The sequence below is a fragment of the Agrobacterium sp. LMR679 genome (assembly GCF_027157905.1).
In the GTDB taxonomy this organism is placed as follows: Bacteria; Pseudomonadota; Alphaproteobacteria; order Rhizobiales; family Rhizobiaceae; genus Agrobacterium; species Agrobacterium leguminum.
Genome location: NZ_JAPVOJ010000002.1, coordinates 2,003,401 through 2,022,144 on the forward strand (window position 1 = coordinate 2,003,401; position 18,744 = coordinate 2,022,144).

The 18,744-nt window shown below is 61.1% G+C and carries 20 protein-coding genes; 13 read left to right on the forward strand and 7 right to left on the reverse strand.

Annotated features, from left to right (window positions below; translation table 11 throughout):
* The 7 genes from O3W47_RS20435 to O3W47_RS20465 all read left to right on the forward strand — a co-directional run bounded on the left by O3W47_RS20435 (position 1) and on the right by O3W47_RS20465 (position 5,262).
* The gene (locus O3W47_RS20435) at positions 1-1,578 is read left to right on the forward strand and encodes a Na+/H+ antiporter subunit D (RefSeq protein ID WP_269314486.1); all 1,578 of its coding nucleotides are present in this window, start codon (positions 1-3) and stop codon (positions 1,576-1,578) included.
* On the forward strand, positions 1,575-2,054 hold the full coding sequence (locus tag O3W47_RS20440) for a Na+/H+ antiporter subunit E (protein WP_137003092.1): 480 nt from the start codon (positions 1,575-1,577) through the stop codon (positions 2,052-2,054). The genes O3W47_RS20435 and O3W47_RS20440 overlap by 4 nt, the downstream gene beginning before the upstream one ends.
* On the forward strand, positions 2,051-2,437 hold the full coding sequence (locus O3W47_RS20445; RefSeq protein WP_080817403.1) for a cation:proton antiporter: 387 nt from the start codon (positions 2,051-2,053) through the stop codon (positions 2,435-2,437). The genes O3W47_RS20440 and O3W47_RS20445 overlap by 4 nt, the downstream gene beginning before the upstream one ends.
* On the forward strand, positions 2,434-2,766 hold the full coding sequence (mnhG, locus tag O3W47_RS20450; protein ID WP_059753870.1) for a monovalent cation/H(+) antiporter subunit G: 333 nt from the start codon (positions 2,434-2,436) through the stop codon (positions 2,764-2,766). Before O3W47_RS20445 ends, mnhG begins: the two co-directional genes overlap by 4 nt.
* Positions 2,767-3,199: 433 nt before the next feature.
* Positions 3,200-3,628: a MucR family transcriptional regulator Ros gene (gene ros / locus O3W47_RS20455; protein WP_003509257.1), complete on the forward strand. Its 429-nt coding sequence runs from the start codon at positions 3,200-3,202 to the stop codon at positions 3,626-3,628.
* Positions 3,629-4,019: 391 nt separating this feature from the next.
* Positions 4,020-4,442 (forward strand): helix-turn-helix domain-containing protein, encoded by a 423-nt coding sequence (locus O3W47_RS20460; RefSeq protein ID WP_269314487.1) that lies wholly within the window; start codon positions 4,020-4,022, stop codon positions 4,440-4,442.
* Entirely contained in the window at positions 4,435-5,262 is an 828-nt protein-coding gene (locus O3W47_RS20465) for a DUF6456 domain-containing protein (protein WP_269314488.1), read from the forward strand. Before O3W47_RS20460 ends, O3W47_RS20465 begins: the two co-directional genes overlap by 8 nt.
* A 3-nt stretch (positions 5,263-5,265) precedes the next feature.
* Here O3W47_RS20465 and O3W47_RS20470 read toward each other — a convergent pair whose 3' ends face one another.
* Positions 5,266-5,682, reverse strand: a complete 417-nt coding sequence (locus O3W47_RS20470) for a SufE family protein (protein ID WP_080817400.1) — start codon at positions 5,680-5,682, stop codon at positions 5,266-5,268.
* 181 nt (positions 5,683-5,863) lie between these two features.
* Entirely contained in the window at positions 5,864-6,289 is a 426-nt protein-coding gene (locus O3W47_RS20475) for a DUF5330 domain-containing protein (RefSeq protein WP_269314489.1), read from the reverse strand.
* Positions 6,290-6,777: 488 nt separating this feature from the next.
* On the opposite strand from O3W47_RS20475, the gene O3W47_RS20480 reads away from it, so the two are divergent.
* The 3 genes from O3W47_RS20480 (at position 6,778) to O3W47_RS20490 (ending at position 9,794) form a co-directional block, all read left to right on the forward strand.
* The gene (locus tag O3W47_RS20480; protein ID WP_269314490.1) at positions 6,778-8,310 is read left to right on the forward strand and encodes a sensor histidine kinase; all 1,533 of its coding nucleotides are present in this window, start codon (positions 6,778-6,780) and stop codon (positions 8,308-8,310) included.
* Entirely contained in the window at positions 8,282-9,181 is a 900-nt protein-coding gene (locus tag O3W47_RS20485; protein ID WP_269314491.1) for a peptidoglycan-binding domain-containing protein, read from the forward strand. Before O3W47_RS20480 ends, O3W47_RS20485 begins: the two co-directional genes overlap by 29 nt.
* A 259-nt stretch (positions 9,182-9,440) precedes the next feature.
* On the forward strand, positions 9,441-9,794 hold the full coding sequence (locus O3W47_RS20490; RefSeq protein WP_269314492.1) for a DUF1491 family protein: 354 nt from the start codon (positions 9,441-9,443) through the stop codon (positions 9,792-9,794).
* 56 nt (positions 9,795-9,850) lie between these two features.
* On the opposite strand, the gene O3W47_RS20495 is transcribed toward O3W47_RS20490, so the two are convergent.
* Positions 9,851-10,786 carry a DUF2336 domain-containing protein gene (locus tag O3W47_RS20495; RefSeq protein WP_269314866.1) on the reverse strand — a complete coding sequence of 312 codons (936 nt, stop codon included), beginning with the start codon at positions 10,784-10,786 and terminating at the stop codon, positions 9,851-9,853.
* A gap of 561 nt (positions 10,787-11,347) precedes the next feature.
* Here O3W47_RS20495 and O3W47_RS20500 point away from each other — a divergent pair.
* Entirely contained in the window at positions 11,348-11,536 is a 189-nt protein-coding gene (locus tag O3W47_RS20500) for a hypothetical protein (RefSeq protein ID WP_035261156.1), read from the forward strand.
* Between the two features lie 19 nt (positions 11,537-11,555).
* Here O3W47_RS20500 and O3W47_RS20505 read toward each other — a convergent pair whose 3' ends face one another.
* A complete protein-coding gene (locus O3W47_RS20505; protein ID WP_080817394.1) occupies positions 11,556-12,104 on the reverse strand; it encodes a DUF1254 domain-containing protein in 549 nt (182 codons plus the stop codon).
* Positions 12,097-12,684 (reverse strand): DUF1214 domain-containing protein, encoded by a 588-nt coding sequence (locus O3W47_RS20510; RefSeq protein ID WP_003522305.1) that lies wholly within the window; start codon positions 12,682-12,684, stop codon positions 12,097-12,099. The genes O3W47_RS20505 and O3W47_RS20510 overlap by 8 nt, the downstream gene beginning before the upstream one ends.
* A gap of 111 nt (positions 12,685-12,795) precedes the next feature.
* Here O3W47_RS20510 and O3W47_RS20515 point away from each other — a divergent pair, with 111 nt between their 5' ends.
* Positions 12,796-14,184, forward strand: coding sequence for a M20 family metallopeptidase (locus O3W47_RS20515; RefSeq protein WP_269314493.1), 1,389 nt, complete (start codon positions 12,796-12,798; stop codon positions 14,182-14,184).
* On the opposite strand, the gene O3W47_RS20520 is transcribed toward O3W47_RS20515, so the two are convergent.
* Entirely contained in the window at positions 14,181-14,789 is a 609-nt protein-coding gene (locus tag O3W47_RS20520) for a LysE/ArgO family amino acid transporter (protein ID WP_269314494.1), read from the reverse strand. The genes O3W47_RS20515 and O3W47_RS20520 overlap by 4 nt on opposite strands.
* Before the next feature lie 377 nt (positions 14,790-15,166).
* Between O3W47_RS20520 and O3W47_RS20525 the strand changes: the two genes are divergently transcribed.
* Complete coding sequence (locus tag O3W47_RS20525; RefSeq protein ID WP_269314495.1) at positions 15,167-16,066, forward strand: LysR family transcriptional regulator ArgP; 900 nt, start codon at positions 15,167-15,169, stop codon at positions 16,064-16,066.
* Positions 16,067-16,294: 228 nt separating this feature from the next.
* Here the strand turns inward: O3W47_RS20525 and O3W47_RS20530 are convergent, their stop codons facing one another.
* Positions 16,295-18,487, reverse strand: a complete 2,193-nt coding sequence (locus tag O3W47_RS20530; RefSeq protein WP_269314496.1) for a transglycosylase domain-containing protein — start codon at positions 18,485-18,487, stop codon at positions 16,295-16,297.
* Between the last annotated feature and the right edge of the window lie 257 nt (positions 18,488-18,744).

Below are 18,744 nucleotides of genomic sequence, written 5' to 3' on the forward strand. Positions count from 1 at the left end.
ATGGCATCCTCCACCACATCCGCAGTTACCGACCTTTCCGCAGCGCTCGTCACGACGCCCGTGCCGCTCACCGACTGGCTGATCATTCTCCCCATCGCGCTCTGCATTGGCGCAGGCGCGGTGCTGATGATGATGCGCCACGCCATCCGCCACCATGCGGCCGTCGCCATCGCGGCGCTGTTCCTGCTGGTGCTGCTCGATGCCGCGCTTTTGTGGAAGGTCGCCACTGATGGCCCGTTCACCATGGTCATGGGCCGTTGGCTGCCGCCCTTCGGCATTGCCTTTACCGCCGACCTGACGGGCGCGCTGCTGTCACTTGCCGCCGCCATCGTCGCACTTGCGGGCGCCATCCATGCCGGCGCGGATATCGACGCCAGCGGCAGGCGGTACGGTTTTTATCCCTTCCTGATGCTCTTGATGGCCGGTGTCACCGGCGCTTTCCTGACCGGCGACATCTTCAACCTCTATGTCTGGTTCGAGGTGCTGCTGATCTCGTCCTTCGGCCTGATCGTGCTCGGCTCGACGCGCGAGCAGATCGACGGCGCGCTGAAATACGCCATTCTGAACCTCATCGGCACAACGCTGTTCCTGATAACTGTGGGTTATCTCTACGCCATCTTCGGCACGCTCAACATGGCCGATATCGCCCAGAAGGCGACAGCGCTGCGCGGCTCGGCGCCGCTGATGACGCTTGCGAGCCTGTTCGCGCTCGCCTTCGCCATGAAGGCCGCAGCCTTCCCGGTGAACTTCTGGCTGCCCGCTTCCTATCACACGCCGCGCATCGTCGTTTCCGCCCTGTTTGGCGGCTTGCTCACCAAGGTCGGCATCTATTCGCTGCTGCGTGTCATGGTCATGCTGTTTCCGGTCGAGCGGGAAGAACTCAGCATCGTCATCGCCATCTCGGCGGCCTTGACCATGGTGCTCGGAGCCATGGGCGCGCTCGCCCAGAACGATATCCGCCGCATGCTCGGCTATATCGTCATATCGGGTATCGGCTACATGATGGCCGGCATCGCCATCGGAACGCCGTCGGGTGTCACCGGCGCCATTTTTTACGCGCTGCATTCCATGGTGCTGATGACGGCGCTTTATCTCGCCGCCGGCCATGCCGCCCGCCTCGGCGGCGATTTCAGCCTCACCTCGCTCAGAGGCCTTTACCAGCAGGCTCCGTGGTTTTCGGCGCTGGCGCTGGCGCTGTTTTTCGCCGGTTCCGGCCTGCCGCCCTTTTCCGGCTTCTGGCCGAAGGCGGTGCTGGTCAAGTCGGCGATCGATATCGGCGCATGGTGGCTCGCCGGCGCCATCCTCGCCTCCGGCTTCATCGCCACCATCGCTTTCGGGCGGATCTTTCTTTTGTGTTTCTGGCGTCCCGTTGCGGCATCCACCGGTCAGCCTTCCCTGCCGCAGGCGTCGCCCTCGGCAGCGCCGTCCTTCGCGCCGCTGGTGGGGCTGACGTTGCTGGTGGTATTCTTCGGCCTGTTTCCGGAAAGCCTGCTCAATCTCAGCCAGCAGGCGGCCGCAGGTCTCGCTAATCCGCAGGCCTATATCCAGTCGGTCTTTACCGAAGGGGGCAAACCATGAGCCTCTATCTCGTACAATTGCTTTTCGTTGCCGTATGGCTCGCCGTGACGGGCAGTGTCACCCTCGCGAACATCATTTTCGCCCTTGTTGTTTCGACGCTGGCGCTCGGCATCATCCGCCACCAGCTTCCGGGCGGGCGTAACCACTGGCTCAGGCTTGCCCGCGTGCTGTCGCTGGTGCTGCTGTTCTTCAAGGAGCTGGCGCTTTCCGCATGGAAGGTCGCCGTGCTGGTGACGCGGCCGAAGCTCGACGTGCAGCCCGGCATTTTCGCCTATCCGCTGACGGTGACGACGGATTTCGAGATCACGCTGCTCGCCAATCTCATCACGCTCACCCCCGGCACGCTTTCGGTCGATGTTTCGGCGGACAGGAAAACGCTTTACGTGCACGCGATCGACTGCAGCGATATCGAGGCCACGAAAAACGACATCCGCAACGGCTTTGAAAGAAAGATCATGGAGGCGTTTCAGATATGACGCCGGAACAGATAGTTTCATTTGCAACTATACTTGCAACGGTTGTTCTGTCGGCCGCCTTTTTGCTGACAGTATACCGCGTCGTCGTCGGCCCCACCTTGCCGGACCGTATCGTTGCGCTCGACATGCTGGTGGGCATCGCCATCGGCTTCATCGCGGTCATCGCCATCCGCACCGGCTTCAATCTTTATGTCGATATTGCGATTGCGCTCGGTCTGGTCGGGTTTCTGGCAACGGTGGCCTTCGCCCGCTTCGTGCTGTCGCGCGGCCCGGACGGCCGGCGCAGGCCGGCGGCGGTTCTCGATGGCGAAAGGGCATCGGAAGCCATTGAAAAAAATATGGAAAAAGGTGTCGCCAACAGAAAAGGAAAGGGCAGGCGATGATGGCTTGGATCGTGGCTATTCTCGTTGCGGCGCTGTTGATCTCTGGCGCCATTTTCTCGCTGATCGCGGCAATCGGGCTCAATCGGCTGCCGGATGTCTATACCCGCATGCATGCGGCTTCCAAGGCGGGAACGGTGGGGTCCGGCCTGCTGCTTCTGGCTGTCGGCATCCATTCCATGGAAATATCGACGCTGGCGCGGGCGCTGGCCGGTTTCTTCTTCTTCGTCCTTACCGCGCCGGTCTCGGCACATCTTCTTGCCATGGCCGCTCACAAGGCAGGTTATCCGCTTGCCGTTAAATCGGTAGTTGATGACATCAAGAAAATTTGAAGTTGAAAATCCCCCTAATAATTGGGGGTATTCATTTTCAATTACTACTTGGCATAGTATTTTATTACCCGTAATTTTTTGTATTCCGATTAGACTGTTTTGAACTGAAAAATTCACAATAGGAATTTGACTTTTGCTGTTTTGCTGTTATCCAAATTAAGTGTAAAGTTGCTAATCGCGATTTGCATCTAGCCTCTTCATAGTCGGCATAGGCATTTTATTAATGTCTAATCTATGGCCCATCGGACCATTGCTGCCCATGTCGCGGGCCATAAGTTGAATCTCGGACCAATTCGTTTCCGGTTTTCGCTCGAAATCTAGGGGTAGGTTTCATGTTGGTTTCAACAAGGCGAAGGTGGGGCACCGGGTAACTTCACATCGCTCGATGCGGCGTTCGCCCGCGTCAGGGGATCAATAAACAGGAGATACTTAAATGACGGAAACTGCATACGGTAACGCCCAGGATCTGCTGGTCGAACTGACTGCGGATATTGTGGCTGCCTATGTTAGCAACCACGTCGTTCCGGTAACTGAGCTTCCCGGCCTTATTTCGGATGTTCACACGGCACTTAGCGGAACATCGGCACCGGCATCGGTGGCGGTCAATGTCGAAAAGCAGAAGCCTGCCGTCTCCGTCCGCAAGTCGGTTCAGGATGACCACATCGTCTGTTTGGAATGTGGCGGCTCGTTCAAGTCGCTCAAGCGGCATCTTACGACGCATCACAGCATGACGCCGGAAGAATATCGCGAAAAATGGGACCTGCCGGTCGATTATCCGATGGTTGCGCCCGCCTATGCCGAAGCCCGCTCGCGGCTCGCCAAGGAAATGGGTCTCGGTCAGCGCCGCAAGGCCAGCCGCTGATTTTAAAGACGGTCCGGCTGCTGTCCTGACAGATAGCCGGAAGTCGCAGGGCAATACGGCCGGTCCTTTGACCGGCCGATTTCGTTTCTGGGGTTCGAAAATCTCACCTCCATCCTGCCGGCCCATATCCGGCATCCAGTTACGGCGCGTCTGCGCCGTGAGAGGGGCCTCTCGCGATCGAGAACTGCATCGCACCAGACCCGCGAGCCGTTCCCTCGACAGGCTTTTATGTCGCGCAAAATTTCGATTGAGGAAAAAAATCCTTTATCGCACACATCAATTCTGCAAAAATAAAGCCGTATCAATCGCATAATCTTCCCTGTCAAATTTGCGCTTCCCCACGATTGCTCTCAGGTGTATGAATTAATTCCTATTCGTAGAGGAGTTGCATATGCCGTCGGATACTGTGTTTCTGCCTGCCGCCGCGCGGCCTTGTGCGCGGGTCGGTGATCGTCCCTTTCGTCATTGGCCGTCTGCGGCCGGGCGGGATGAGATTTCCCGTCTTTGCCGTCTGGTACGGCAGCTCACCGGCGAGATGGTGCAATTGACGGGCGACCGAACGCTGGTGCGCCGCGACAGCCGGCGCATGGAATGCCACATCCGCCAGATCGCCATGTATGTGTGCCATGTGCAGCTCGGCATTCCCATGTCGGATATCGGGCCGTGTTTCGGCCGGGACAGGACGACGGTGGGCCATGCCTGCCAGGTGGTGGAGGACCGGCGCGACGAACCGGCATTCGACGAGTTCGTCGCCGTGCTGGAGCGGCTCACCGGCAGTATCTTCAACGCGATGAAAGGCGCCCGGGATGAGTGAGGAAAAAAGCATCCCGGTTGCCTCCCCGAACCCTCATCTCCTGCGGCTGCTGCGTTGCATCGCCGCGGGCGCGGCCGAGATGTCGCAGGAGGGCGGCGATATCGTCCTGCGCCGGGCGCGGGCAGGCCACACGGCGCTGCGGTTTCCGGCCGCGACGGTGCGGTTCGCCATTTCCTCCGGGCTGGTCGAGCAGCGGGACAACACCCTTTCTGCCGCACCGCCGCTCGCCTCCTGCTTGAAACGTGCAATGGCAAAAGACCGGGACGAGGTTTTTCAGGAACAGCACCGGCATATGCAGACGGTTATTGTGGATGTCGGCGATGCGAAGCAGCAGGCCCGGCGCAATCTCAACACCTCTCCCCTGACCAACCTTGCAAGGCTGAAGGAACGGGACGGTGCGGCGTTTTTCCCGGCGGATGCTCTGGAGGCAGGCGAACGTCTCGCCGCCGATTTTCATCGCGGCCATCTTAACCCGAAGGTAACGGCGACATGGGAGCCGAGAATAGCGAACCGCACAAAAGGCGAGGCGGGAGGCGCGCTCGATCTCACCGAGGCGGCAATGGCCGCAAGAACGCGGTTTTCCCGCGCGGCCGATGCGATGGGGCCTGAACTGTCGGGCGTCGCCATCGACATCTGCTGCTTCGAAAAGGGGCTGGAGACGGTGGAGCGCGAAAGGCAATGGCCGGCGCGTTCGGCAAAACTGCTGCTGCGCGCAGCACTGCTGGCGCTTGCCCGCCACTATGCGCCGCCTGCGGCCCACGCCGGCAGGCAGGAACACCATTGGGGCGATGCGGATTATCGCCCGTCGATGACGAGGTGAAGGTCAGGCGGCCAGCAGCCGGGCTTCCTCACGGATGCGCTTGATCATGGAGCGCAGGCCGTTGGCGCGCTGCGACGACAGATGTTCCACCAGCCCGATCCTGTCGAATACCTCAATCGCGTCGAGACCGGCGATTTCGGAGGCTCTCTTGCCGGAATAGACGGCGAGCACGATGGCGACGAGGCCGCGCACGATATGCGCGTCCGAATCGCCTTCGAAGGTCAGGAGAGGGTCTTCCGCACCATCGCTGTGGCTGACGAGCCAGACCTGGCTTGCGCAGCCATGCACCTTGTTCTCGGCCGTGCGCTTGTCTTCCGGCAGGTCGGGAAGTGCCTTGCCGAGTTCGATGACATAACGATAACGATCCTCCCAGTCGTCGAGGAAGGCGAAGTCGTCAAGGATCGTTTCGAGAGAGGCCATTTGCGCGCCGTATCATCCATTATTGCAGGTCTTTGCTAGGATATAGGCGAAGTGCGGCCGGTTTTGAACCATGGGCCATGAAAAAGCCCACGGAAAACAGGTTTCCGTGGGCAAGTTTGGCAGGCAGTCGGCGGGCGGAAATCTCCGCTCGCAAAAAGTGCGGCGCGGTGGCCGGCATAGATCAGGGGGCCGGGCGCTTCTGCGGCAGGGGAATGACGGTGCCGGTCTTCAGCATGTCGGCATCCTTCGGAAATTCGACGCTGACGACCGGGGCTTCGGCCAGTTTTTCGGTCTCGGCCGCAAGTTCATTGGCGGGGGCGGGCTTGTCACCGGAAGCAAGCTGCTTGTCCAGCAGTTCATAGGCCACTTTTGCGCCTTCCTTTGCCCGCTCGCCGAGCGCATGGAAGGTTTCGGCGCCCTTGACGCAGACATCGGGCTTTTCAATGCAGATGGCGCTGACATAACGATAGGCTTCACCGGCGGCCGAAACGGCGCTGGGAATATCGAAGGCCGAAGGTTCCTTGGCCGGATCGTTGCTGCTGCCGAAATAGGACAGCGCCACCAGCACCAGCGAAAACCAGAATGTTCCCTTGATCAGAAACCACATTGTCAGACTACCCTGCCAGATGATCTTTGTTTTCTAAAGCCCCGCCCGGTTTCGGGTCATCGGCCTTTGTCCCGTTTTTCGGGCTTGTGAAGAAGCTACACGCGACCGGCGAACAGCCGATTGCAAAAAGCGGCGCAATTTAATTCAAATTGTATCTATTCTCCTCGTATCGGGACGCCTGCCACCAATTCATTCGCATTTTAACAGTCCATGTTAAGCATAATTGCGACAGAGGCCGCGCGTTCCGGGGCAAAGCGGCGCAAAGCCTTGCCACAAAAGTTAACGCGATGGCAAAAATGAAGCGAAATCCGTCGCTTACCCGTCATTAACCATGATTGGCAAAGCTTCGAAGAAATGCCCCGTAATGGGACTGCGAGGCATTTGAGGGGCCTTTGAGGCCATTCTTTTTATCCATTCCTTAAGCCGCCGCCTTCTATTGTCGGAGCCGTTAGAACCGCCTCAGGGATTCGGTGTTGGTATTGCGTAATATGAGAGAAAAAGCGGTCGCATTGGTCGACCATGCCGCAGGCAGATGGCTTGCGCGCATGGAAGAGGACGCCGAAAGGCGCGCCGGAACCGTTGCGCGCCTGCGCCGGCTGATCGCCTTCAGCACGGTCGGACTTCTGGTGGTACCAGCCCTCTTCAGCCTCGTCTTCAGCCCCGCCATTGCGCTGCCCATCGGCGCTGCCCTGGTGCTGGCGCTGTTTCTGGCCGCCGCAGCATTGCTGATTGCCTTTTCGCGCCCCGCGCGCGGCGCCTCCTCCTTTTCCGCCGCGTCTGGCGATAACGACCTGATCGCCGCTTCGCAGGTGCCGGGCCTTGTGCTCATGATCGGTGAAACCGGCTTCGTCGAACACGTCTCCGGCCGCGATCTTATGACCTTCCCCGCCGATCTGCAGGCCAGCAAGGGTCATTCCCTCGTTGAATATGTCTATGTCTCGGACCGTATCGAACTGATGCAGGCCTTCGACCTGCTGCGGCAGGGCGAGGACAGAGCAACCGCCGAACTTCGCTTCGAGACCGGTGCAAAGTCGCGTCAGGCGCAGTTCATGCATGCGCGTATCGAGATGACGGCGATCCGCAGCGCCAGTGGCCGGCTGCGCCGTATCGTCGCCCAGCTTTCCGATATCACCGAGATGGAACGCCTGCGCCGCGATGTCGCCCGCAAGGCGGCCGAGGCGGAATCGGCCAATGATGCGAAATCGCGCTTTCTCGCCGCCGTCAGCCACGAGTTGCGCACGCCGCTCAATGCCGTCCTCGGTTTTTCCGATATTCTGGCCGGCGAATATTTCGGCCGGCTGGAGAACGACCGCCAGCGGGAATATGTCGGCCTGATCCGCCAGTCCGGCGCGCATCTTCTCTCTGTCGTCAACACCATGCTTGACATGAGCAAGCTGGAAGCCGGCCGTTACGAGCTGATGATGGAAAGCTTCCCGATTGCCGAGACCATCTCGTCCTGCGAAGCCATGCTCGGCCTGCAGGCGAAGGAAAAAGGCCTGACTTTGACCAGCCGCATCCAGCGCGGTATCGGCGAAATCTCGGCCGATCAGCGCGCCATCCGGCAGGTTCTCATCAATCTTGCCGGCAACGCCATAAAATTCACCGATGCCGGTGGTGTGGTGTCGATCGACGCCGCGCGTGAGGGTGCGATGCTGAAGCTGACGGTGAGCGATACCGGCATCGGCATCGCTTCCGACAAGATCGAGCTCCTGGGCCAGCCTTTCATGCAGGTTCAGAATGAATATACCCGTCGCTATGAGGGCACGGGTCTGGGATTGTCCCTGGTCAAGGGGCTTGTGGCACTGCATGGCGGCACTTTCGCCATCGCCAGCAAGCCCGGCGAGGGAACGGTCGTAACGATCACCCTGCCTGCCGACGGTTCCGGCATGGCGGGTGAGGGCCAAAGCGCCGAAGCCGAAAGCATGGTGGAATTTCCGCCGCGCATCCGGCAGCTCGGCGATATGGCTGCAATGATGAAAAAGGATGGTGACGATGGCCCCGCGAAAGCGAAAATCGCCTAAGAAAACAACGGCCCAGATTGGCGCCGGGATTGTTTCCTTGGTGGTTTCGGCCATCGGGCGCGAAATCCTGCGCCATCCGAAACTGGTCGGCAGCTGCGGCGCCTTCGCGGTCGTCTTCGGTTTTGTCGCCGCCAATGCGCTCTGGTATCAGCCGGGCGTGCACCCGTCGCCCTTCCTGCGCACGCGCGATGCGGAAAACCCGAACGGCATTGCCGGTTATCGCCCAGCCGAGCCGCTCGGCACGCAGGGCAATGTCACCACCTTCCGCATAGAACGACCGGCGGAGCCACAAAACGCGCAGCAGCCGGCGGCCGAAACGCCGGTGCAACCCGTTGCCGAAAGCCAGAAACCGCAGCAGATCGTTGCCGATATTCAGGCCGAACTGAAGAAGCGCGGGCTTTACGAAGGCGAGGCGGATGGCCGCATGGGCCCACGCACCGCCGCCGCCATCATGTTCTTCGAAGAAACGCTCGGCATGGAACAGACCGGCGAGCCGACGACCCGCGTGCTGGCGGCGCTGCGGATAGACGGCGCGACGGTTGCCGCGATCCCCAGGGACCGGCCTGCCGATAGCAGCGGCGGCGTCGAGATCGACCCGGTCGCCGCCGCCATCCGCAAGGCGGAGGCGCCGCGCCCGAAGGCCGAACCGGCCTCCCTCAACAGTGCTGTCAAACCGGCAAGCCGCGATTTGATCGCCAAGATCCAGCAGGGGCTGATCAATATCGCCTATGCGGACGTGAAGGTGGACGGCGTGGCCGGCCAGCAGACCCGCAACGCCATCCGCGCCTTTGAGAAACACTATCGCCTGCCGGAAACCGGTGAGCCGAGCGAGGCCGTGCTGAAGAAGCTGAAGTCGATCGGGGCGCTTTAGATTTTGACAGCGGCTGAGGTGCGTGGGGCTTTACCCCCTCTGCCCTGCCGGGCATCTCCCCCTCAAGGGGGAGATCGGCAGGAGGCGCTACCACCACTTCACTCGCAAATGTTGAGATGGGCGAGACTTATCCGCGAGTCGATCTCCCCCTTGAGGGGGAGATGCCCGGCAGGGCAGAGGGGGGTAAGCCCCACGCACCTTCGCCCGCCTAAAACCAACATTGCGAAGCACGCCCACCATTTCCATCGAAAGCACCCCCATGCGCCTCAAATCCGAAATGTTCGTCTCAGCCCTCATCCGCCGCGTCTTCGCCGCTGGCGGATTTGCGGCTGTCGAAAAGAAGGGGGCGGAGGAGGCGGGGGCGATTTTCATTCGTCAGCGCCTGCGCGATGGCCGCGAAAATCTCTATGGACCCGCGCCGCAGAGCTTTGTCGATGACGAGGAAGTCCGCGCCGAGCGCCGTTTCGAAACGCGCCTTGCCGGTGCGGATGGCGAGGAAAGCGCCGCTCTTCTTGAGAGGGAACGACGCTTCGACAGCGACCTGTGGGTGGTGGAGATCGAAACCGACGAGATCGGGACCCTGTTGACGCTGGTGGATCAGCCCAGGGGCTAGAATCGTCCGGCAATGGCCCGCTTCTTCAATCCGTGCAGATGCAAGGCCAGCCGCGCTTACCCTTGCGTCCCTGTTCTCTGCGCAGCCGGTGCGCTGCGGCCCGGCCTTTCGCGGCCATGCGTATAGCTGTCGGCCCGCCGCCAGCTTTCCAGCCGCTCTTCGCATTCCACGATGTCGAGACGGTCGAGCAGGGCTTCGGCACGGCTCATATCGCCTTCGGCGGCGGAAAGATGCGGATAGAAGCACTGCAGCACGAAAGCCGCCTCGGAAAATTCCATGCCAAGGCCGGTCAGCGTCGTTGCAAGCTGTGCGCCTGATATATCGAGCATGATGCGCTCCGACAGCCAGTAGCTGGAGGAGAGAGAATCCGCCAGCGCGACCGCGAATTGCCGGGCATTGCGCTCGCGGGCGAAACGCACCAGCAGCGCTTCCTGCACCTCGCTCAACCGGCGAAGGCCGAGAACGTCGCTTTCCGGGCGGTTGAGGTGATGCGCCATCTGCTTGATGCGCTGGCGCATTTCCTCTTCGAGCGCGGAAGCGGCGGCGATGTTGTCCGTCTTTTCTTCCGCTTTCGGCTCTTCGGGGCTTTCCGCCGCCTGCGGTTCGGCAGCCGCCGTCTCTTCATCCGGCCGCTTCAGATCTTCGGCGTGACGCAGCCCGACAAGCGCATCGATGACGGTGGGGGAGAGGTCTTCGCGGCGCACGATGGCGCGCGCATGCGCCGCCCCTTGCGTGCGGGCAATGGTGATCAGCGTGTCGTCATCGAGGCATTTGGAGGCGATGAGGAAGGGCGCCGCAAGCGAAATCGGCTGGCAGGCGATGAAGAAGGCGACAGCCGAAGGCACGCTCGGATGCTGGGAGAGCGCGGCGATGGCCTCCCGCTTGGCTTCGTCGGTGGAAGCGATGAAAAGCGGCATGAAAAGTTCGGCGAACTGCCGAAGGTCCGTTTTTGACGGATGGGAGACATTCTCGAAATTCGTCACGGTGGCCATCAGCACCACATCTTTCTTCCTCACGGCTCTTGGCCTCTCAAGTTCTCGAAACCGGTCGGTCAACGCACTACCCAACAAACGCAAACACAATATCGGCTCAAAATAGAGCAAATGCGTTGACGTCCTGTTAACTATGGGGGGTGGCAAGAGAGAATCCGCCTCTATCAACAAGGAAATTTTAAAACCTTGATGACGGATGAAATGCCGTGGAACTTTACCGCATCGCCTTTGTTTTCAAGGGGTGCGGCTCCGGCCGGAATAAGTTGGGGTCCGGCAATTAAGGTTAACGGATCATTAACCTCTGTCTGTTTGTAATTTCATGGGCAGTATTAGGATTCCATGTTATTCTTATCGACGGAATAAATACAAAAATGGCATGCGAAGCCTGAATCTGCGCACGATCCCCTTATAAGAATCGCTTTGGATTTTTGGATCGTGCGAAAACCAGTCTGTGGACTGGCCTATGCGCAATGTGATGGTGATGAAATTCCCGACGCAAGACGAGGCTTGCGCGGTTCCCATGGGCAACATTGACAATCATGTCCCGAAGAGGAGATGAGCATGGCAGAGATTATTCCAATCGGCGACGCCCGACGAAGCCTGCGCCCCGCCGGCGCGGTGGCAACGGTGATCGGCCCGGCGAAAGTCGTGCTGTTTACCGGCGTGCGCTATGAAAAACGCGATACCGAGCCGACCGGCAAAGTCGCGCGCAAGGGCAAATCCGCAGCGGAAACCGCCCTCAAATCCTGACTACAGAGAATAACCGACGTTATTTCCACGCCGTCGGCTGGCATTTCGCCTCGTTCAGGAACCGTTCCGCCTCTTCGCCGAAACTCGGCTGCGGCACCATGGTTCGCAACACCACATACCCTTCCGTCTGATCCGATTCCGCCAGAATGGCCTGCGACAGCGCGGGTGGCTGCGCCTTGCGGATGGCGGCGATCTGCACCGCATCCGCCACCAGAATATCCATCACCCCGCCGGCGGACGTGCGGTCATTCATGCTGAAAACCTCATTCGAGGCCTTGTCGTAAACCGCGACCGACCAGAAGGGCACGGCTCCGATGGCGCTGAGCCTGACCGGCTTGTCCTCGATATCGAAGGTGCAGACCGCGACCCGCATGAAGGGATCGCCGCTGCCAAGCGTCTTTTTCTCCGTCGTCTCTTCGAGCAGATGAAACTGATGCGGCTTTCCCTCCGCCACCGCGCGCGTATAGGCGTCGCGATTGCTGAAATGCGGTATCGCCAGAAGAATGATGACATGCAGCACGGCAGCAGCGACGAGACCGGTGAGGATGGCGAGCAGGACCCTAAGCATTGCCACACCCCAGCTTGCGGATTTGCGGCATGGAGATGTCGATCAGACCGGAACTGCCCGCGACGGGCGTGTCGAGCAGGGTCATGACCAGCCTGAAGGTCTGGCCCTGCGGCACCGACAGCCAGTTATAGGTCTGGGCGTCAGCGGCGATGGTGATGTCGATGCCGCCATCGGCGCTGCGCAAAAGCGTGCGGGAATTCAGCGCGAAGGGCCGCCCCGCATCCTCCGCCAGCACATTGCCCTGCTGGTCGGCGGTGTAGATCGTCCAGAAACGCGCGGGCGGCACGGCGCCGGCCAGCCGGTATCGGCACTCGCCGCTCAGGCGTTGTCCATCGCTGTCGACGGAGGCGGTAAAAGCCAGCCCTTCCGCGGTTCCGTAAAGCAGCTTGCCGGCGTCGGCGCGGTGCGATTTGGCGTAAGGATCGGCCTCGATCGTCTGCGCTTCGGGAAACGCATCCCAGGAGCCGATGCGGATCGATCCAAAGCCGGATGTCGCCTCAAGGGCTGCCAGCGTCGCGGCAATACCGCCGCCAAAGGCGATCAGAAGGGCGATGCCGACAAGGAATGGAACTCGGAACACGCTGTTTTCCCGTTTATGAACAGGTCGAGGACTATCACTGATTCCCTGTTTGGAAAATGGCGCGGCTTGTTTAGTCTCCGTGAAAATGATCACAACCGGGGATATTCCATCATGTCGAGACAATCCGCAATCGATCGTGCCGCCGCCTGTTTCGACGATGGCAGCTTCGAGCGGGATTTGTCGCGACGCGTTTTACGACGGACCGAAAGCCAGAATGAGGAGCAGGGCGAGGAGCTGACGCTGTATCTGGAACAGGAAATGCTGCCCGTTTTCGCCGCCATGGGTTTCTCCTGCACCATCCTGCGTGACCCGGCGGCGGATCTGCCGTTTTTGATCGCCGAGCGTTTCGAAGGCGACACGCTGCCGACCGTGCTGGGATATGGCCACGGAGATGTGGTGCGCGGTCAGGACGAGGGCTGGGCCGAGGGGCTTTCGCCCTTTGTGATGTCTGAGCGCAATGGCAGGTGGTATGGGCGCGGCACCGCCGACAACAAGGGGCAGCATTCGGTCAATATGGCGGCGCTGAAGGCCGTGCTCGAGACACGCGGCAGGCTTGGTTTCAACGCCAAATATCTGATCGAGATGGGCGAGGAGAGGGGCTCCCCCGGTCTGCGGGAGATTTGCCGGAACCATGGCGAGCGGCTGAAAGCCGATCTTCTGATCGCCTCCGACGGCCCACGCCTGAATGCGGAACGGCCGACGGTTTTTCTCGGCGCGCGCGGCGGCATCACCTTCGATCTGGTGATCGAGGCGCGTGAGGGTGGCCATCATTCCGGTAATTGGGGCGGGGCATTGTCCAATCCCGGCGTGCAGCTGGCCCATGCCGTCGCAAGCCTCGTCGGCCCGACCGGCCAGATCCGTGTGCCGGAACTGGTGCCGGAGGAATTGCCGAAAGCGGTGCGTGAGGCCCTTGCCGATTGTGAAATCGATGGCGGGCCGGACGGCCCGAAGATCGATCCGGACTGGGGCGAGCCCGGCCTTTCCACCGCCGAGCGGGTTTTCGGCTGGTGTGCGCTGGAAGTGCTGGCTTTCGAGACCGGCAATCCGCGTGCGCCGGTCAACGCCATTCCGCCACGGGCATGGGCGCGGCTGCAATTGCGCTTCGTGGTCGGCATCGATCCGCAAGCGGTTCTGCCCGCCGTGCGGCGTCACCTCGACCGGCAGGGTTTCGCCATGGTGGAAATCGCGCCTGCCGGCGACGAGATTTTCCGCGCCACCCGGCTCGATCCGCAGGATCCATGGGTGGATTTCACGCTGCGCTCCATTGCCCGCACAACGGGAAGAAAACCGGCGCTTCTGCCCAATCTCGGCGGTTCGCTGCCCAACGATATCTTTGCCGATATCCTCAAGCTGCGCACCATCTGGGTGCCGCATTCCTATCCCGGCTGCTCGCAGCATGCGCCGAACGAACATCTGCCGAAGGAGATCGCCCGCGAGGCGCTTACCCTTATGGCCGGGCTCTATTGGGATATCGGAGAGGGGGATACGCCGCCGCTTTAGGCGCCCATGATGAGCTTGAAGGCGATGGCCCACATGGTGACGGCGATGACGCCTTCAAGAATGCGCCAGGCGGAGGGTTTTTCGAAGATCGGCCGCAGCCAGCGCGCGCCGTAACCCAGCGAAAAGAAGAACAGCAGGGAGCCGGTGGCCGCGCCCGCCGCGAAGGTTTTTTCGAAGCCGGGAAACTGCGTGGAAATGGTGCCGAGCAGCACGACGGTATCGAGATAGACATGCGGATTGAGAAAGGTCAGCGCGAGGCAGATGGCCAGCGTCTGCCACAGGCTCGCCTCCTGCCGCTCCGCCACCGAAAGCGCCTCGGAGGAGCGCAGCGCCGAATGCAGGCTTTTGGCGCCATACCAGATGAGGAAGGCGGCCCCGGCATAACGCATGATGGGATCGAGCGCCGGCATGATGGCGCTGATCCGCTGAAAACCGAAAACCCCGACGGTGATCAGCAGCGCATCGGCAATGGCGCAGGTGGCGCAGACGGCAAACACATGCGAGCGCGCCAGCCCCTGCTTCAGAACGAAGGCATTCTGCGCGCCGATGGCGACGATGAGGCTGAGGCCCATCGTCAGGCCAGTGAAGAAAATCTGGATGTCCATGCGCGTCGCGGCCCCTGCCTCTGTCCATTGTGGAATGGCCGAAGGCGTTGCTTCCGGACCGAGTGCTTGGATATTTCCGCCAGATAGTTTAATCCAGTTAAATAAACTCAATCCAGATAAGCTGAGCTAATGTACCGTAACGCTATTCCACGGACGGATATCATGAGCGCTTTCCTCACCTCCACCCTCATTCCTGTGCTTGTCACAGGAATCCAGCCGACGCGCGTCTGCGCGACGGATGAGTCTTTTCAGCCCAAGGACTTGGGCTTGCTGGATTCCTGTGACAAGCACAGGAATGAGGGCGGGGAGGATCGCTGCAGATGGTCCGAGTCCTTACATGTGCTGTGTCAAACCCAGCCTTCACAGCGGGTATCATAATGCTCGACTATCCCTCCATGCGGGCCGTGGCGCTCGTGGCTCAAACGGGCAGTTTCGAAAAGGCGGCGCAGGTGCTGTGCGTCACGCCGTCGGCCGTCTCCCAGCGCATCAAGCAACTGGAGGAGCGGCTGGGCGTGGTGCTGATCGTGCGCGGCAATCCCTGCGTGGCGACGGAAAAGGGCGAATGGCTCTGCCGTCACATGGATCATGTCGGCATGCTGGAAAGCGAATTGTTCCGACAGCTTCCGGCGCTGGCGGAAGCGGGCGCAGCGCAGGAGCGCGTGACGCTCAACATCGCCACAAACGCCGACAGTCTCGGCACATGGTTTCTGGATGCGGTTTCGAAATTCACCGGCGGCAGCGACTATCTCGTCAATATCGCAGTGGACGATCAGGACCACACGGTGGAATGGCTGCGCGGCGGCAGGGTGCTTGCCGCCGTCACCGCCCATGCCAAGCCCGTGCAGGGCTGCCGGGTCCTGCCCCTTGGCGTGCTGCGCTATCACGCCACCGCCAGCCCGGATTTCATGGCCCGCCATTTCGCCGGGGGTGTCACACCCGCCGCCCTTGCCCGCGCGCCAGGACTCACCTTCAACCAGAAGGACAGGCTGCAGGCGAGCTGGGTCAGGAAGGTGTTGGGCGAGGATATCGCCTATCCCACCCACTGGCTGCCTTCGACGGACGGTTTCGTGAAGGCGAGCCTTTCCGGCATGGGCTGGGGGCTCAATCCCGTGCAGCTTGTGGGGGATCACCTCAAGGCGGGCAGGCTGGTGGAGGTCGTTCCCGGCACGCCGCTCGATATTCCGCTTTACTGGCAGGTCAACCGGCTCGCGGCGGAGCGGCTTGGGGTGTTGACGTCGCAGGTGGTGGAGACGGCGAGGGGGGTGTTGTTGCGCTAAGTTGCAAACGGTGGCGACGGAGTGCTTGGCTTACCCCTCTGCCCTGCCGGGCATCTCCCCCTCAAGGGGGAGATCGGCTGGTGGCTCTCCCACCACTTCATCCTTTAACCTTGAGATGGGCGAAACTTCGCCGCAGATCGATCTCCCCCCTTGAGGGGGAGATGCCCGGCAGGGCAGAGGGGGGTGAGCCACACACTCCGACAGAATCTTCAGGCAATGCGCCGCACCTCACCGCCGCGCCGCATCCTCCGCGCCCTCGCGCAACGATGCATCCGCCACCTTCTGCGTCGTCACACTCAAGGCCGAAGCGTCCTTCATCTTCTTGGCGATGGAGCGGATCACACGCGTTGCCTCGGCCGAGAGCGAGCGCGGGCGGGTGAGCGCCGGCAAAGCGGGTGTGCTGGTGGCTGCGGCCGCCACTTCCGCAGAAGGTTGCGGGCGTGCGCCTGTCGGCAGCGGGTTCTGGATGCCGGGAATGGGGCGCAGCTCCATGCCCTGATGGGCGTAGTCCATCAGCCGCTTGAAGGCCATGGCGGGAAGCGCGCCGCCGGTCATGTTGTTCATCGGCGTGAAATCGTCGTTCCCGAACCAGACGGCCGTGGTGTAATTGCCGGTGAAACCCACATACCAGGCGTCGCGATAGGCCTGCGAGGTGCCGGTCTTGCCGCCGGAAACGATGCCGTTGTCCAGCGCGCCGCGCCTTGCCGTGCCCATGACCGGGATGGTCACCAGCATCTGGTTCATCTTCGAATTGGCGTCTTCGGAAAGCACCCGTTTGGCGGGCGCTTCGTTGTGGCTGAAATCGTAGAGAACATTGCCCTCGTAATCCAGCACCTGCTCGATGCCGTGGCGGCGCGACTGCATGCCGTCGGCCGGGAAAACGGCATAGGCGGTGGCCTGATCGAGAACCGTCACTTCCGATGTGCCGAGCGGAATGGTCTTGTCGCTGCGCAGCGGTGTGGCGACACCCATGGCCTTGGCGGTATCGACGATGACCTGCGTGCCAAGCACGTCCTTGGCGAGGCGCACAGGCACGGTATTGTAGGATTTGGCGAGCGCCATCTGCAGCGTCACCTTGCCGGCATAGGAGCGGCCGTAATTCTGCGGCGACCAGCCGCGCCAGGTCACCGGCGCGTCGGAGATCAGCGTCTCCGGCTTCATGCCCTTTTCCATGGCGGCCGAGTAAGTATAGACCTTGAAGGAGGAGCCCGGCTGGCGCAGCGCCGCCGTGGCGCGGTTGAACTGGCTTTCGCCATAGTCGCGCCCGCCGACCATGGCGCGCACGCCGCCGCCGTTCTCGATCATCACCATCGCGCCCTGCTTGACGCGGTAACCTTCGCCATATTCGCGCAGGCCCATTTCCATCGCCTGTTCGGCCGCCTGCTGCAGGCCGGTATCGATGGTGGTGCGCACGACGACGGTATGGTCCTTGAACTTGCCTTCGGCGGCCAGCCGCTGCACTTCGTCGAAAGCCCAGTCGAGGAAATAGTCCGGCGCCTTCACATCGGCGCGGTCGATGACGGTGGCCGGGTTGCGCCGCGCGCCGATCACCTGGCCCTCGGTCATCAACCCGCTCTGCACCAGGTTGGAAAGCACGGTGTTGGCGCGGGCGCGCGCCGCCGGCAGGTTGACATGCGGCGCATATTTGGCCGGCGCCTTGAACAGGCCGGCCAGAATGGCGGATTCGGCGAGCGTCACATCGGTGAGGTTCTTGCCGAAATAAAATTGCGCCGCCGCAGCAGCACCGAAGGTGCCGCCGCCCATATAGGCGCGGTCGAGATAAAGGCTGAGGATTTCCTTCTTCGACATGTTGGTCTCGAGCCACAGCGCGAGGAAGGCTTCCTTGATCTTGCGCTCCAGCGAGCGCTCATTGGTGAGGAACAGGTTCTTGGCGAGCTGCTGCGTCAGCGTCGAACCGCCCTGCACCACGCCGCCGGCGCGGGCGTTTTCGCTCATGGCGCGGGCAAGGCCGATGAAATCGATGCCGAAATGGTCGAAGAAGCGCCGGTCCTCGGTCGCCAGCACCGCCTTGATGAAATGATCCGGCATCTGGTCGATCGGGACGGAATCCTCATGAATGATGCCGCGATGGCCGATGGTATTGCCGTAGCGATCGAGGAAGGTGACGGCGAAATCGCCGCGATAGCGCCAGTCCTTCTTGGTCTCTTCGAAAGCGGGCATGGCGAGCGCCAGAAGCACGACGAACCCTGCCGTTCCGAAGGTCAGCGCGTCGCAGGTGAGGTTGACGAGAAGTTTCTTCCAGCCGCGCACATGCAGCTTGCGCGAGGCGATGGTGACGTCTTCCCAGAAATCCACCAGCCTTGCCGCAGCCGTCCACAGGCCGGAGTCGATGAAGCTATCGATCCGGAGCAGGATGTGCCGTTTTTTACGGCCTTTTTTATCGTCTTTTTCTTCCTGCACCTGGCGATGTTTTCCTGTTCAACGCAACGCTGCCATCGATATGTCTGCCTGATATTCTACGCTTCAACCCATTCCCGACGCAAAACCGTGGCATGGTTATGTCGGAAGTGCTTGACGCGGCGGCCTTTCGCGGGCCAATGACCCCTCTGCCGCCTGCCAATATGCTAAAATATCGTACAAACCAGCCCTTGGCGATACGATATAAAGGATTAGGGACCGGTTAAACACTCCCGTCCAAGAGATCAAAATGAAACGGA

What these genes read in the sequence shown, in the direction of transcription:
- O3W47_RS20435 (WP_269314486.1), top strand. Translation starts at nt 1, where the DNA reads ATGGCATCCTCCACCACATCCGCAGTTACCGACCTTTCCGCAGCGCTC.
- O3W47_RS20440 (WP_137003092.1), top strand. Translation starts at nt 1,575, where the DNA reads ATGAGCCTCTATCTCGTACAATTGCTTTTCGTTGCCGTATGGCTCGCC.
- O3W47_RS20445 (WP_080817403.1), top strand. Translation starts at nt 2,051, where the DNA reads ATGACGCCGGAACAGATAGTTTCATTTGCAACTATACTTGCAACGGTT.
- mnhG (WP_059753870.1), top strand. Translation starts at nt 2,434, where the DNA reads ATGATGGCTTGGATCGTGGCTATTCTCGTTGCGGCGCTGTTGATCTCT.
- ros (WP_003509257.1), top strand. Translation starts at nt 3,200, where the DNA reads ATGACGGAAACTGCATACGGTAACGCCCAGGATCTGCTGGTCGAACTG.
- O3W47_RS20460 (WP_269314487.1), top strand. Translation starts at nt 4,020, where the DNA reads ATGCCGTCGGATACTGTGTTTCTGCCTGCCGCCGCGCGGCCTTGTGCG.
- O3W47_RS20465 (WP_269314488.1), top strand. Translation starts at nt 4,435, where the DNA reads ATGAGTGAGGAAAAAAGCATCCCGGTTGCCTCCCCGAACCCTCATCTC.
- O3W47_RS20470 (WP_080817400.1), bottom strand. Translation starts at nt 5,682, where the DNA reads ATGGCCTCTCTCGAAACGATCCTTGACGACTTCGCCTTCCTCGACGAC.
- O3W47_RS20475 (WP_269314489.1), bottom strand. Translation starts at nt 6,289, where the DNA reads ATGTGGTTTCTGATCAAGGGAACATTCTGGTTTTCGCTGGTGCTGGTG.
- O3W47_RS20480 (WP_269314490.1), top strand. Translation starts at nt 6,778, where the DNA reads ATGAGAGAAAAAGCGGTCGCATTGGTCGACCATGCCGCAGGCAGATGG.
- O3W47_RS20485 (WP_269314491.1), top strand. Translation starts at nt 8,282, where the DNA reads ATGGCCCCGCGAAAGCGAAAATCGCCTAAGAAAACAACGGCCCAGATT.
- O3W47_RS20490 (WP_269314492.1), top strand. Translation starts at nt 9,441, where the DNA reads ATGCGCCTCAAATCCGAAATGTTCGTCTCAGCCCTCATCCGCCGCGTC.
- O3W47_RS20495 (WP_269314866.1), bottom strand. Translation starts at nt 10,786, where the DNA reads ATGGCCACCGTGACGAATTTCGAGAATGTCTCCCATCCGTCAAAAACG.
- O3W47_RS20500 (WP_035261156.1), top strand. Translation starts at nt 11,348, where the DNA reads ATGGCAGAGATTATTCCAATCGGCGACGCCCGACGAAGCCTGCGCCCC.
- O3W47_RS20505 (WP_080817394.1), bottom strand. Translation starts at nt 12,104, where the DNA reads ATGCTTAGGGTCCTGCTCGCCATCCTCACCGGTCTCGTCGCTGCTGCC.
- O3W47_RS20515 (WP_269314493.1), top strand. Translation starts at nt 12,796, where the DNA reads ATGTCGAGACAATCCGCAATCGATCGTGCCGCCGCCTGTTTCGACGAT.
- O3W47_RS20520 (WP_269314494.1), bottom strand. Translation starts at nt 14,789, where the DNA reads ATGGACATCCAGATTTTCTTCACTGGCCTGACGATGGGCCTCAGCCTC.
- O3W47_RS20525 (WP_269314495.1), top strand. Translation starts at nt 15,167, where the DNA reads ATGCTCGACTATCCCTCCATGCGGGCCGTGGCGCTCGTGGCTCAAACG.